Below are 13,141 nucleotides of genomic sequence, written 5' to 3' on the forward strand. Positions count from 1 at the left end.
TGATATTAAATATTAATTAATAATTTAATATTAAATTAATAATTTAACCACAAATATAAGATTACAAAAGAGTTTTAAAACTATACAACTAGCAAAAAGTAATACTTTTTAGGATTTTTTTTAAAATAGTCAATTATTAATGATTTATCATTAAAAAAAGAGATTATTAAGACAAATAAAAGAAATATTGTGTTAAAAAAGAAAAAAAATAATTATTATCAAAGAATAAGTTCAATCCTCTGGATTTTACCAATGTGGAGTGTATATGAGTGTGAAAATGCCCAGAGGACGAATTATGAACTTTTTCCTTATATTGCATTAGCAAATATACTTATAGTAATACTAGTATAAAAAGCTTTCTTTAGTAATACTTTTTTGAATTTTTTTAAAAAGATATTTTTTATGAAAAAACATATAATCATTGAGTAATTATTAATCTTATTTAAATAATAACAATATATTGCATTAGAGGGTATTTTCGGGAATAAAATTTTCAAAGTATTAAAAAAATTACAAGATACAAAAAACAAACATCAAATTTATTAAATATTAAAATTATTTTATTTTAATTCAATGTGTTCTTAAATCTATATTCTATATGTCCTATGAAAAAATTTTAAGAATATTTTTAATAATACTTTCTAATGTAATACTTTCTAATGCTAAAATTTTAAAGATAGATATAAAATTAATTAGTAAATTGAGATAATATAATTTTTAGTCCAGTTTAAGTTTATAAAAAAGTTTAAATCATCATAAAACTAATTTTAATTATTATTAAAAGGATAAACCAATTTATTTTTAATAAATATCCAATTTTAATGAATATTATCGATAATTATCATATTTTATTAGATATTATTAATAATAATTCCATTTTAGTAAATATTATCAACAAATATATTAATTTAAGAAATATTTTAATTCTTTTAGTTAATATAGGTTAATTTTATATAGTAGAAATTAGAAAGAAAATAGACATCATTTATAGATTGTAAATGGATAATTTTTATATTCATATTTTATCATATTTTGTTTTTCTTATTGTATTAATTTTTAAAATCATTGATCATTGTTTAATAATATCAAAAAATCTATAATATGCCTTAAAATTAATATTAAATAAATTTAAAAACATTTAAAAAAAAAATGAAAGATTATAATAATTTTAAAATAATAGCTAAATAAAAATTATTCAATTTTTAGATTATTTTTTATTATATTAAGAAAAGGGATTAGTAAATGACACTTAAAAAAGCTTTAAACATATTTAAGAGCGATATAAAAACTGTAGCTAGTAACCCAGTAGTAATTATAGTTCTATTAGCCATAATAATAATCCCTTCCCTTTATGCAATAGTAAACATTGAAGCTAACTGGGACCCATATGGAAATACAGCTAATTTAAAAATAGCAGTTGTAAATCAGGATTTAGGATACTCAACAAATGGTGAAAATTTTAATGCCGGAAATATGTTAGTTGATGGATTAAAAGAAAATAAAACATTTGATTGGGAATTTGTAAGTTATCAAGAGGGAATGGAAGGACTAAATAAAGAAAAATATTATGGAATGATTATAATCCCGTCGAATTTTAGTAAAACTTTATTATCAATTGAAAGTTTAAATCCAGACAAATCAGAGATAACTTTTATTACAAATGATAAAATGAATCCAATTGCTTCAAGAATAACTAAAACTGGTGCTAATAATATCCAATCATCAATTAATGAAGAAGTTACTAGGACTATTGATGATATCATATTTAATAAATTATATAATATCGGAGAAGTAGCTAAGAATAATGAAGAAAATTTTAATAATTTGAAAAGTTTTTTAAATAATTTAAATAGTAAAACTAGCAGTATTGGGTCTTATTTAAACAGTGGGCAACAAGATATGGGCGTTATTAATAATGTATGGTCAAGTATCTATAAAGACTTACCCCAACTTAAAAAAGACACAGATGGTTTAAAAACTGATTATGATAAGTTATATAGTCAAATTGCATCAAACCCTCAAAAAGCATTAACGACTGTAAAAAAAATGGAGACTAAAGTTAATGATGTTATTCAAATTTTAAAAATTGCAGATGTTTTTTTAAATGATCTTTACAATTTAACAAAAGATGAAAGTCTAAAACCTATAATAAGCGATGTGGAAGAAGATCTTTATTTAGCAAATAGTATGCTAACTGTATTACAAGATATTGAGAAAAATATTGATGATATAAGCCACAATAAAGGGAAATTGGTTAAACTTAATAGTCTTATAAATCAATTAGATAAAAATGTCAATACTCTCAATAACAACAAAGAGACAATTAATAATAAAATCAAAGTCGCTTCAGAAGGTATTAATTATGCAAACTCTAATTGGCCAGTAGCTAAAAAATATATTGAAGAGGCTACGAGTAAAATTAATAGTGTAGATTATAGTGAACTAACCCAACTTTCAAATACAAACTTAGATAGTATTGATAACTACTTTAAAAGCCCTGTAGAAGTTAAAGAAAAAAAAATATATCCTATTTCTAGTTATGGAGAGGGAGTAGCTCCATTTTATATATGTTTAGCATTATGGGTAGGTTGTGTTATTACATCTGCAATGGTAAGTACAAGATTTAAGCCAAATCCAAGATTTAATCCTATGAATCATTCCCTAAATAGTAATATACAAAAATTTGATCCTGAAAGTGTATATCTTGGAAGAATGGGATTATTCCTTATAATAAGCATATTACAATCATTAATAATCATTTTAGGTTTATTATTACTAGGATTGAACATTAGTTCAACCTTTTTATTTATAATAACAACATTTTATATTGGATTATGTCTCATGATAACTATATATTCCATAATTTCGACACTAGGAAATTCTGGAAAAGCACTCGTTATTGTCCTTCTTGTTTTCCAAATTCCCGCAACAGGAGGAACATACCCAATACAGTTATTACCCCCATTTTTCCAATTTATACACTCCTTATTGCCTTTAACATATGGTATTGAGGCATTAAGAGAGGTGATGGGAGGAGTTTATTGGAGTAATTATATATACAATATACTCATATTAACAATATACCCAATTGCTGCATTCTTAATAACTCTATTAGTTAAAGAGAAATTAGAAAAATATGCAAAATTAATGGAAGACAAACTAGAGGATAGTGGATTATTCTAGAAATAATCTAATTATAATTATATAAAAAAGTTTTAATTATAAAAAATTTAATTATAAAATATATAATTATAAACTTTCCTTTATCTTAAAAGATTAATATCTAAGGTAATATTTATCTAAAATATTTTTTCAACAACAAAACAAATATGATCTTTTTCATAAGGCTCAAGTTTCACTTTTTCTACTATTTTAAACCCTTTTTCTTTTAATTTTTTTTCTTCCTGTTTAAATATCTTCTGCGGCTTCTGATTAACATCAATACTCCTTGATTTAATCATTATAATACCAAAACCATCTTCTTTTAGAAATAAATTCATATTTTTTATAAATGCATCTGTTTGGTTTGGTTGAGCAACATCACAATAAACCAAATCTACTTTTGAAACTAAATTAAAGTAAATCTTTGGTTTAGTAGCATCCCCCAAAATTGGACCAATATTCGGACGTTTTTCACATAAACGAACTAACTTCCTCATACTAACTGGTGAAAATTCTAATGCATAAATAGATCCTTTTTTAGCTATGTCTGATATATGTGAAACAGTCGTGCCAGTTGATGCCCCCAAATATAATATTTTAGAATTTTCCTGAATTTTTAGTTCTTTAAGGCCATTTAAATAAGCAGCAGCTAATTTTGAACGGTTTGGATTCCATTGTCTATATTCAATGCTCTCTTTTTCAAATAGCTGCTCACCATATACTCTTTTTCCAAGAACAATGTTTTCAGTAGCTATTATACCATCTTTAATGTAAATAATCATAATAATCAATTCGTTATACAAAATAGAATTCTATCTTTTTTTTCCTTTTTTCTTCTTGGACTTTCTCTTTTTTTTCTTTTTATTTGTTTTATAAGGCTTAGATTTTTTACCTTTTTCAAAATCTCTTTCTTCTTTTCTTCTTTTTGTTGTCTTTTTTGGAAAAGGATTTTCCTTTTTGATTTGTTCTACCCTATTAAGAAAACTTTCATTGATGTTTGGGTCAAATTCCCCAGAAAAAACGTCTTTTCTTGCAGCCAAAGCTATTTTTAAAGCTAATGTTCTAGCTATCTTCCCTCTAATCCACCAATTACTTGTCCTTACTTGAGGGTGTTGAAAGAGTAGTCCATGCTTAGGGGGTCTTTCTCCAGTCTTAAGATGCCTAAATAAAGCTTTTTCAGCACCCATGATTTGAATAGTAGCTGCAGAATACATTGAAAGATTTTTAATACCTCCAATATGAGCAATTAACTTTGCAGCGAGTGAAGACCCTAATAGATCCCTCAAATTAGGAGCTAATTTCTCCATCTTTTTATCAATATAATCTTCAGTTTTGTTTCTAGTTTTCTGTAAAGATTGTATTGATTTTGCAAAATCATTTATCATATTTATATCTTCAATCTCCACATCTGCACCATTACTCCCCTCATTAATATCAATATCATTATTTTTTAAAATAACCTCTGGCGGAGATTCAATAACTTCTTCCCTATTTTTATTTTCTGCAATTATATTAATAAAACTTTCATTATTATGAATTATATCAATTTCGGGAAAATATATCACATTCCATTCCCTAATTCTCTCTACAAGTTTACTAATAGATTCGTCAATTTCATCAATAGAGTTAATAGCCTGAATAATTAATTTATCTTCATCTTTAGAAGATTCCTTCATTTTAAAAACAGCTATTTTATTATAGATAGAGTTTAATTTAGATTTATTATCTAATTCATCTGATCCAAAAAATCCTATTTCAAATAATATATCATCAGTATTGGATCTTAAATATTCCCCCCCATTGTTTGGAAGTTTTATCTTAATTTTATCCTTTTCTTCTATTCCAATATGAGAAATATAGTTAGAAAGATTTCTATTCGTCTCGATAATTATATTATCATAATTTTTAGATAAATTTCTTATCAAATCTATTTCTTCAATCAAAATTTCATTATTTTCCATTTTAACAATGTTTGATGGAATTTCTTCTTCTTTAAAAAGATTATATTCAATGATATTAAAATTTTCATCAAAAGCAATGAAACCTGCAATAGAATTTGTTACATAAATTTCCATAATATTATTTTAGTTTACATAATTATAAATCTTACATTATCTAAAGATATACTATAAATAAAAAATTATATTTGTCAAATTATAATGTTTACCAAATTAATATTTAAATATTAATTAGAAATTAATCTATTAATTAATAATATAAAAATAATAATATAAAAATAATAATATAAAAATAATAATATAAAAATAATTATTTAGTAGTAAAATACCCCAATAATCTAATAATTTTAATTAATATTTAGAATAATTTCATACAATCTAAAATAAAATTAGGCAATATTAGAACAATTTTATAATAATTAAAAATAATATGAATATAATAAAAATTCAATTATTTTATATTATTATTATTATTATAGATATCATATTAATAAATTAAAAAAATAATATTAATCATCATGGAGAGTACATATGTTAAAAACACATTTTTGTGGAATTGAATTTCAAAATCCTCTTTTATTAGCCGCAGGAGTTATGGGAAGTACTGCTTCCTCATTAAATTGGATTTTAGAGTCTGGTGCAGGAGGAGTCGTGACAAAATCATTTTCAGTTAACCCTAATAAAGGATACAAAAATCCAACAACCGCGGAAGTTGAAGGAGGAATCATAAATGCCATTGGTCTTTCAAGCCCGGGCGTTTTAAATTTTAAAAGTGAATTAAAACTTATTGAAAGAAATAATGACAAAGGACATAAAAATATTATCATTGGATCTATCTATGGATCAAATCCTGAAGAATTTACATATATAATAAATGAAATAGAATCTCTCGTTGATATGATTGAATTAAATGTTTCTTGCCCACATGCAATGAGTGGGTGTGGAGCAGCTATTGGTCAAGATCCTGATCTCACATATGAAATTGTAAAAGCTTCGAAAAATGCAAGAGAGTCTAATACTCCAATTATAGCTAAATTAACACCTAATGTGACTGACCTTACACAAATAGCAAAATCTGCAGAAAGAGCAGGTGCTGATGGATTAACACTTATTAACTCAGTTGGTCCTGGAATGAAAATTGATATAAATGCAAGAACACCCATTCTTTCAAATAAATTTGGAGGAATGTCTGGTCCAGTGATTAAACCAATAGCTATAAGGTGTGTTTATGATACTTATGCTAATTGTAATATTCCAATTATAGGAGTTGGAGGAATATCTAATCATGAAGATGTTGTTGAATTTTTATATGCTGGAGCTTCAGCTGTTCAAATAGGCACTTCAATAATGTACCAAGGAATAGAAATATTTTCAATAATAGCAAAAAAATTAAAATCTTTTATGGGAGAAAATGGTTTTGAAAATATAAATGAAATGATTGGGTATGCAAATAAAGAATAAAAATAACAATATAATGAAATAAACAAGAAAATTAATTTATGACCTTAATAAGTATTAAATAAAAGTTTTAAAAACATTGAATAAATAATACCTCTTAAAGGAGATTTTAATGAATAAAATTATAAATAATTATAATATTTTAGAGATTAAAGAGATAATTTCTGAAACTGAAACTATTAAAACTTTCATATTCGACTGGGAAATGAAAAAGGACAAAATTCCTTTTCCAGGACAATTTGTAATGGTTTGGAATTTTTTAAATAAAACTGATGAAAAACCAATGTCTATTTCTATTATAGATATTGAAAACGAAAAAATAGGAATTACTATTAAAAATGTTGGAAAATTCACTTCAAACATACACAAATTATCTGTTGGAGATAAATTAGGTATTAGAGGACCTTATGGAAATGGTTTTAATACATTAGAAATAGAAAATAAAGACATATTAGCTATTGGTGGAGGAGTTGGCATGGCCCCTATAGCTTGTTTTGCAGATTATGCTAATGAAAAAGCAAATATTGATGTTGTTTGTGCATCTGTAACAAAAAATGAACTATTATTTTCAAACAAATTAAAAAATAATAAGAATAATATGAATATTTTTACATGTACTGATGATGGAACTTGTGGATTTGAAGGATATGCAACCCATAGAGTTATTGAATTACTTAAAAATAAAAATTATGACCTAGCAGTTGTTTGTGGGCCAGAGTTAATGATGAAAGGTGTTTTTGATTTGCTTGAAGCTAAAAATATACCTGCACAGTATTCTATGGAAAGATATATGAAATGTGCAATGGGAATATGCGGACAGTGCTGTGTTGACAATACTGGTTGGAGAATTTGTATAGAAGGGCCTGTTTTTTCAAATAAAGATTTAGAAAAAATTGGAGAATTTGCAAAATATCATCGAAATGCATCAGGAGAAAAAGAATTTTATTAATTAAATAAATTATCTCGTTTTTCACAATTTCAAATATAAAAATTAAAAATATTAAATTATTAAAAATATTAAATTAATTAAGAATTATTAAATTTTAAGAATTATTAAATTATTAAGAAGATTAAATTAATTAAGAATATTAAAATATTAAAAATACTGCTAATCAAATAAGTAGTATGAAAATTATTTAAATGGTGTTAAATTGAAGGAAAAAATTTTCGACACAGTTGGTTCATCTTTGTTTATAATAGCAGTATTATTAATAATATCCCTATTTACATTAATTCCTATATTAAACATGGTGATTTTAGGAATAATAATAGCTTATGGATTAAAACCAATAAAAAGGAAAATAGAATCAAAAATTAAATATCCTTCAATCTCAATTATAATAAGCATAATAATTGTAGTTATTCCACTAATATTACTATTTGCTTACACACTTTCAGTTACTATTGATTTATCCTACACTTTTATTAATAATAATCACAATATTTTAAATCAAATAAGCCTTAATCAAGCTACAGATATTATTAATGGTTATATACCTGTTGAAATGCAGTCATCAACTCAATCCATTACTAGTACTCTAACAGAGTTAGTAAATGATATATTAAAATTATTCTTTGGATATTTCATAGAATTTGTGAAATCATTACCATTTGTTATGGTTCAGATATTTGTTTTAATATTTTCAATATTTTATTTTTCAAGAGATGGACATAAAATTAAATCTTATGTTAAAGCATTTATTCCAGAAAATAAACATGAATTCTTTGGAAATATGGTTAAAGAGATTAAAACTGTATTAAAGAGCATATTTTATGGGCATTTTTTAACAGGATTTATTATAGGAGTTATAGCAACTATTGGATTTTTCATATTAGGATATCCATATGCATTATTTTTAGGAATTTTAACAGGAGTTTGCCAATTAATACCTGTTATTGGACCTTGGCCAGTTTATACTACATTATTCATATATGATATAGTATCAGGAAATTATGTTAGAGGAATTATAGTTCTTTTATTTGGTTTTGGTCTTAGTTTGAGCGACATGTATATAAGACCAACTCTCTCTGGAAAATATGTAGATATTCATCCGATGATACTTTTACTTGGTTTTGTAGCAGGACCAATTGTTTTTGGACTAATAGGATTTATATTAGGACCTTTAATTTTAGGAATTACTTATGCAGTTGTTAAAACATACAAAAATGAAAAAGAAAAGTTAACTTCAGAAATTAATGGTGAAACAATATGAAAAAATAGATGTAATTAGTATAGAAATAATTAATATAAAGATATTTAATGCGAAATTAGATAATATGAAGACATATAATGTAAAAATAGATAATATATGAATCATTAATAGATAATATAATGATAATTAATATAGAGTATAGATTATTAATATAGATAATAAAGATAATTATATAGATACAATCATGAATTGTGGAAAGATCAATTATGGAAAGTAAAAATATTATATTATTGGACATTGATTATATAACACATGAAGAAAAAGCAGTGATACGACTTTTTGGAAAAATAAAAGAAGAAAATGGTAAAACTGGGGAAAAAAAAATAATAGCCCTAGATGAAACATTCGAGCCATATATATATTTAATAACTAATAATATAGAAAAATGTAAAGAAGATCTTGAAAAATTAACCCCAATGCCTGAAAAGGTAGAAAAAGTTAGAAAAAAGAGATTTCAGATTGAAGGAGAATTTCTAAAAGTAACCTTCAAACATCCACAAGATGTTCCAAAATTAAGAGAAATTATAAAAGATCTTGAATCTGTAGATGATATTCGTGAACATGATATCCCATTTTACAGAAGATATCTTATAGATAATGATATTTTTCCAATGTCCGAAATTAAACTTTCAGGAGAATTAATCAATTCTTTTCCAACCATAAAATCTAAAGATAGTGATTTAGAAATAATAAAGCTAGAGAAACCCCCAGAAACAGTTGATAGTGAATTTCCAAGTTTAAGAATATTGAGTTTTGATTTAGAAGTTAGAAATCCTGATGGTATGCCTAATTCAAAAAATGATGAAATAATAATGATTGGTATTTCCAGTAATTTTGGTATTGAAAAAGTAATTTCTACAAAAGGGAAAGATTTAGAATTTGTAGAAACCGTTTCATCAGAGAAGGATATGATAAAAAGATTTGCAAATATTGTTAAAAGTAATAATATAGACATTATTGTGGGTTATAATTCTGACAATTTTGATTTTCCCTATCTTAAAGATAGGGCAGGAATTTATGATATAAAACTTGATTTTGGAATGGATGGTTCGGATCTAAAATTTTTAAGAAGAGGTTACACAAATGCTGCATCATTTAAAGGACTTATACATGTAGATTTATACCTAGTTATGAGAAGATACATAAGTTTAGATAGATACACTTTAGAAAGAGTTTATTTTGAATTATTTGGTGAAGAGAAAATTGAAGTAGCTGGAGATAGAATTTACCAATTTTGGGACAATGGTGGAGAAGAACTAACAAATCTATTTAAATATTCTTTAGATGATGTTGTATCAACTTTAAAAATAGCTGAAGAAACATTACCCCTTAGTTTAGAACTTACAAGAATAGTTGGCCAACCATTATTTGATTTAACTCGTATGGCTACAGGACAACAAGCTGAATGGTATTTAGTGAGAAAGGCATATGAATATAATGAACTTGTTCCAAATAAACCTACAGGTGGAGAATTCTCTTCAAGAAAATCAGAAAGTGCTGTTGGAGGTTATGTAAAAGAGCCAGAAAAAGGATTACATGATAATTTAGTACAATTTGATTTTAGAAGCCTATATCCCAGTATAATAATTTCAAAAAATGTTTCTCCAGATGTTTTATTAAAAAGTCATTTAGGCGAAGAATACAATATAGCTAATTATCTTAATAAAGAAGATATAAATGAAAATGACTTCAATATTTCTCCAGAGTACAATAATAAATTTGCAAAGAATCCAGTAGGATTTATCCCCTCTGTAATTGGAAATGTTATTAGTGAAAGATTGAAAATAAAAAAACAAATGAAAGAATCAAATGATGAAACTGAGAAAAGAATATTGAAAGTACAACAAGATGCATTGAAACGTTTGGCAAACACAATGTATGGAATTTATGGATTTTCAAGGTTTAGATGGTACTCAATGGAATGTGCAGAATCCATCACTGCATGGGGAAGAGATTATATAAAAGAAACTATGAAAAAAGCAGAAGAATATGGATTTAAAGCAATTTATGCAGATACAGATGGGTTTTATGCAAAATATGATCATTCAGATAAATGAGTATAATATGAAATATATCATAAAAGTTTATACTATTTAATTTTATTAAAATTAATTATGCTAAAATTTATTAAATTTAACTATATTCATTTTTATTAAATTTAATTATTCCTGATTTTCATTAATAAATCTTGATTTTATTAATAAATATTTTATTAATAAATATAATACAATAAAAATTACTTTTTATAAATCTTTTAGTTTTTCCATCAAATGTTCTAAAGTTAATAAAAAATATTGATTTATTTCAAATTATTTTAGTTTCATTTATATTATAAAAAATACAAATAATAATATACAAGATATAAATTTATATAACTAAATTTATATTTTTAAAAGAACAATCTTAATTATTAACATTTAAAGTACTGGAAATTAGTAAATATTAGTTTTTCTTTAAAATTTTTGATATTTAAAGAATATTATATAAATAATATAAATCATTTTTATTTAATATTAAAAATTTATCAATTTAAGAATTAATATATCTTACTAAATAAAAGTTAATACTAATTGTTAACTATATAATAAAAAGGTATAATTAATATAATAAAATATAATAAAAAATTCATAAATATATTATATTAAATGAAAGGGGGGATTTAGCATTAAAAATCCAATAAATTTCATTAAAAAAACTAATAAAGCAATTAATACATACCTAAAATCAACCAAATTACATGAAAAAGAATACGAGAAAATTAATTCCGCTGAATCAAAAATAGAATCTATAAATCATAAATTAATATCAATTGAAACACTTTTAGAAGAAATCGCCGAAAAAGAAAATATAAATAAATATTGTCCAATTTGTGGTAAAAAGTCTTATGTGTTTTTACAATATGGTGCAGACAATAGAAAAAATGCTAGATGTCCCCACTGTGGTTCATTAGAGCGAGATAGATTAACATTTCTAATATTCAAGAATGTCGTGAATGTTTTTCAAGAAAATGTTAAATTGCTCCATATAAATCCAAAATATATTTTTTCAGATTTATTTGAAAAACACTCCAATATTGATCATTGGCCTGTAGAAATTAACAAAAAAGACAAAAACTCTAATTATTTTGATATAGAGGATATGGCATACAAAAATAATAGTTTTGATGTTGTTTTTCTTAGCCATGTTTTAGAATATCTTCCCAATGATATGAGAGCACTAGAAGAAATTTATAGAGTAATTAAACCTGCTAAAACTGGTGCATATGTGGTTATTGTATCACCAATTTTCAAAAACCTAGATAAAACAGAAGAAAGAGAATTTAATGGGCAAATGAAACCTGTTAGATCATATGGAATTGACTTTTCCAATCGGTTAAAATCAATAGGTTTTCATGTTCAGAAATATGACAAATTTGATTTAATCGAAGAAAAATATCTAAATATGTATGGGATTTTTTACAATTCATAATATAAATTTCTTAAAATAATTTTATAATAAGAATAAACTATAAATTTTTTTAATTAATATTTTAGCTAATAGAAAATAAAGTGCTTTTCAAACTTTTTTAATAAGATTTATAATTTATTATAAATAAAAACCAAATCTTCAAAATAATAATTTAAAACTATTTTTATTTAATAATAAATTAAAATTAATTTTTTTTAAAAAGCTATTAAAAAATATTGCTCTTTTTTAATATTCTGAACCATATAAACTAATTTTATCAATAATAAATAACTTTATCAATGAAAATTATTAACAATGATAATTATTGTTAATGATAATTATTGTCAATGATAACAATTATATATTATAAAAATCATATAATATTATATGCTTTATTTTATTTTGAAATAGAGCAAACAAAAATTTTTAGAGTTTTAAAATGGAAAAAATTAAAAATATGGATAATATGAGTTATTATTTGAATTGTTATATTTTAATTCTTAATAAATCTCATCAAGCATTCATAAGCCCTTATTTAAAAGAAAAAAACATTAGTTATAACCAATATGAACTAATCTTACACATTTATCATGACGAAGGTTCTATTCAAAGAAAAATAGCTTCAGCTTGTGGTACTGATAAATGTGGAGCATCTAGGTCTCTTAGAATATTAGAAGATAAAAAACTAATTATTAAGAAAATTGATGATAATAATAGACGTTCTTACAAATTGTTTTTAACAAAAAAAGGAAAAGAAGTTGTTGAAGACATAATTGAAAAAGAAATCCAATGGGAAAATCATATCTGTAAAGAGATGGATATTGAAAAAGAAAAACTTTTTGAAATATTAAATAAAGCATGTGTTAGCTGTTTAGAATTAATAAAAAAGGATTGATAGGATAA

The 13,141-nt window shown here is 24.0% G+C and carries 9 protein-coding genes; 7 read left to right on the forward strand and 2 right to left on the reverse strand.

Annotation, left to right across the window (positions count from 1 at the left end):
* Positions 1–1,242 precede the first annotated feature (1,242 nt).
* Complete coding sequence (locus tag Q0087_RS05285; protein WP_297898631.1) at positions 1,243–3,183, forward strand: YhgE/Pip domain-containing protein; 1,941 nt, start codon at positions 1,243–1,245, stop codon at positions 3,181–3,183.
* A 116-nt stretch (positions 3,184–3,299) separates the two neighbouring features.
* On the opposite strand, the gene Q0087_RS05290 is transcribed toward Q0087_RS05285, so the two are convergent.
* Positions 3,300–3,944, reverse strand: a complete 645-nt coding sequence (locus Q0087_RS05290) for a fibrillarin-like rRNA/tRNA 2'-O-methyltransferase (protein ID WP_297898632.1) — start codon at positions 3,942–3,944, stop codon at positions 3,300–3,302.
* A 30-nt stretch (positions 3,945–3,974) separates the two neighbouring features.
* Positions 3,975–5,237 carry an NOP5/NOP56 family protein gene (locus tag Q0087_RS05295; RefSeq protein ID WP_297898633.1) on the reverse strand — a complete coding sequence of 421 codons (1,263 nt, stop codon included), beginning with the start codon at positions 5,235–5,237 and terminating at the stop codon, positions 3,975–3,977.
* Between the two features lie 414 nt (positions 5,238–5,651).
* On the opposite strand from Q0087_RS05295, the gene Q0087_RS05300 reads away from it, so the two are divergent.
* The 6 genes from Q0087_RS05300 to Q0087_RS05325 all read left to right on the forward strand — a co-directional run bounded on the left by Q0087_RS05300 (position 5,652) and on the right by Q0087_RS05325 (position 13,133).
* Complete coding sequence (locus Q0087_RS05300) at positions 5,652–6,581, forward strand: dihydroorotate dehydrogenase (protein WP_297898634.1); 930 nt, start codon at positions 5,652–5,654, stop codon at positions 6,579–6,581.
* Positions 6,582–6,690: 109 nt separating this feature from the next.
* Positions 6,691–7,527, forward strand: coding sequence for a dihydroorotate dehydrogenase electron transfer subunit (locus tag Q0087_RS05305; protein ID WP_297898635.1), 837 nt, complete (start codon positions 6,691–6,693; stop codon positions 7,525–7,527).
* A 202-nt stretch (positions 7,528–7,729) separates the two neighbouring features.
* Positions 7,730–8,791, forward strand: coding sequence for an AI-2E family transporter (locus Q0087_RS05310; protein WP_297898636.1), 1,062 nt, complete (start codon positions 7,730–7,732; stop codon positions 8,789–8,791).
* Between the two features lie 206 nt (positions 8,792–8,997).
* Positions 8,998–10,848: a DNA-directed DNA polymerase gene (locus Q0087_RS05315; protein WP_297898637.1), complete on the forward strand. Its 1,851-nt coding sequence runs from the start codon at positions 8,998–9,000 to the stop codon at positions 10,846–10,848.
* An 829-nt stretch (positions 10,849–11,677) separates the two neighbouring features.
* Complete coding sequence (locus tag Q0087_RS05320; RefSeq protein WP_297898638.1) at positions 11,678–12,259, forward strand: class I SAM-dependent methyltransferase; 582 nt, start codon at positions 11,678–11,680, stop codon at positions 12,257–12,259.
* A gap of 418 nt (positions 12,260–12,677) precedes the next feature.
* Positions 12,678–13,133: a MarR family winged helix-turn-helix transcriptional regulator gene (locus tag Q0087_RS05325; protein ID WP_297898639.1), complete on the forward strand. Its 456-nt coding sequence runs from the start codon at positions 12,678–12,680 to the stop codon at positions 13,131–13,133.
* The last annotated feature ends 8 nt before the right edge of the window (positions 13,134–13,141 follow it).

It is taken from the genome of uncultured Methanobrevibacter sp., from assembly GCF_937881195.1.
Taxonomy (GTDB): Archaea; Methanobacteriota; Methanobacteria; order Methanobacteriales; family Methanobacteriaceae; genus Methanobinarius.

Excerpts from the sequence above, each read along its gene's own strand:
- Q0087_RS05285 (WP_297898631.1), top strand. The coding sequence starts at position 1,243 with ATGACACTTAAAAAAGCTTTAAACATATTTAAGAGCGATATAAAAACT.
- Q0087_RS05290 (WP_297898632.1), bottom strand. The coding sequence starts at position 3,944 with ATGATTATTTACATTAAAGATGGTATAATAGCTACTGAAAACATTGTT.
- Q0087_RS05295 (WP_297898633.1), bottom strand. The coding sequence starts at position 5,237 with ATGGAAATTTATGTAACAAATTCTATTGCAGGTTTCATTGCTTTTGAT.
- Q0087_RS05300 (WP_297898634.1), top strand. The coding sequence starts at position 5,652 with ATGTTAAAAACACATTTTTGTGGAATTGAATTTCAAAATCCTCTTTTA.
- Q0087_RS05305 (WP_297898635.1), top strand. The coding sequence starts at position 6,691 with ATGAATAAAATTATAAATAATTATAATATTTTAGAGATTAAAGAGATA.
- Q0087_RS05315 (WP_297898637.1), top strand. The coding sequence starts at position 8,998 with ATGGAAAGTAAAAATATTATATTATTGGACATTGATTATATAACACAT.
- Q0087_RS05325 (WP_297898639.1), top strand. The coding sequence starts at position 12,678 with ATGGAAAAAATTAAAAATATGGATAATATGAGTTATTATTTGAATTGT.